A 1,593-nucleotide genomic window follows, 5' to 3' on the forward strand; every position below is an offset into this window, starting at 1 on the left:
CACCCCGGAACCCGACTAACCGTTTGCACGCGGCCCCGCCCCGTCCTCTACACTTGTCCAAGTCACGTGGCAGCCACCAAGGCCACAATCCAGGCCCCCTTCGTCTAGCGGCCTAGGACGCCGCCCTTTCAAGGCGGTAGCGCCGGTTCGAATCCGGTAGGGGGTACGTCACGAATGGGGGCGAACCATCTGGTTTCGCCCGGTCTGCGTCTGTCTTGGCCTGGTGGTCGAGGGTGGCGCGCTCGTCGGCCAGCGGCAGGATGGCCCCGCCGTGGGCGCGGCGGTTCGGGCTGATGGTGTGGTTGGCGGCCAGCCCGTCCATGAGCTGTCTTCTCGGATCCAGTAGCTCTTGGGGTGTCCCTCGGGCACGCAGCCCTCGGGCGGCTCGCAGATGTAGTAGACGGTGTTGTGCTTGACCTTGCCTCGCATCCGGCGTCCGCACTGGTCACAGATGATGTGGGACCGCAGGCAGTAGGAGCGTCGGGTGTGGGGATGGGCGGTCCGGCTGGGTCCGCTTTGTGCAAGCGCGGCAACGCAGCCCATCGCTGGACGGGAACGTTCACCAATGGTCGTGATGGATGGCGGCGTGGAGGGGGCGACGGTGACGCCAGCCATGTCGTTCGAGGTCCGGTGTGGTCTGCAGGTGGGTGACCGGCCCCAGACAGAGCCACGCGACCGGGCGGACGCGCTCTGGGATGCCCAGCAACCGGCGCAGGAACGGCTCCCGGTAGAACGACACCCAGCCGACACCGAGGTTCTCGGCGGTGGCGGCCAGCCAGAGGTTCTGAACGGCCAGGCAGACCGAGTACAGGCCGGCGTCGGCGATGGCGTGCCGTCCGAGCACCGCCGGGCCGGCGCGTCCGGGGTCATAGGTGACCACGATCGACAATGCGGCCTCCAGTACCCCTTCGATCTTTATTCGCTGAAACACCTGTGAGGCGGCTGGGCCGAGGGTCGCCGCGAAGACGGCTCGTTCGCGTTGGACATGTCGGTGAAAGACCCGGCGAACGGCCGGGTCGCGCACGATGACGAAATCCCATGGCTGGGACAGGCCCACGCTGGGCGCGGCGTGCGCGGCCTCCAGAACACGGTTGAGGACCTCGTCCGGGATCGGCACGTCGGTGAACTCGGCGCGTACGTCACGGCGGCGGCGGATGACGTCGTACAAGTCGGCGCTCATGGGCAGGCTCCGCTGCATCGGGCCGCCTCGACGGCGGCCGGTGGAGCGAGGCCGGTCTTCGGACTCCCGGATCGACGCCTCACCGTCCGCCTTCCCGGCCAGTGACCAGTGACTGCGCGTGCGCGCGTGGACGGCGGCTCCCCGGTTACCGCGGCGGGCCCGTGCCGGAATCACACCGGCTTCCCGATTCTCCCCAAGAGGGGCACCTCGCGTCAGGTCGTGCCGCATCGACTGTACCAAGCCGTTGATCGCCGACTCGCCCCTTGGTCGAGGGGGTCGGCGCAGACGCGCGCCGAAACCCGCGCCGCCGTCCGCGCCACCCGCCGCATCGTGCACGCACCCCCAGGCGCGGCGGCCCCGCCACCGCCGCCGACGCCCGCGAGCGCCTCGCAGAGCTGCGCACCGAACAGGCC

At 69.8% G+C, this 1,593-nt stretch carries 1 protein-coding gene, 1 tRNA gene and 1 riboswitch; of the genes, one reads left to right on the plus strand and one right to left on the minus strand.

The window, feature by feature from the left end:
- Positions 1 to 93: 93 nt before the first annotated feature.
- Positions 94 to 166, plus strand: a tRNA-Glu gene (locus E1281_RS39555).
- Positions 167 to 559: 393 nt separating this feature from the next.
- Here the strand turns inward: E1281_RS39555 and bluB are convergent.
- Positions 560 to 1,180, minus strand: a complete 621-nt coding sequence (bluB, locus tag E1281_RS39560) for a 5,6-dimethylbenzimidazole synthase (protein ID WP_131884797.1) — start codon at positions 1,178 to 1,180, stop codon at positions 560 to 562.
- Between the two features lie 46 nt (positions 1,181 to 1,226).
- A riboswitch (cobalamin riboswitch) is annotated at positions 1,227 to 1,390 on the minus strand.
- Between the last annotated feature and the right edge of the window lie 203 nt (positions 1,391 to 1,593).

The sequence above is a fragment of the Actinomadura sp. KC345 genome (genome assembly GCF_004348515.1).
Lineage (GTDB): Bacteria > Actinomycetota > Actinomycetes > Streptosporangiales > Streptosporangiaceae > Spirillospora.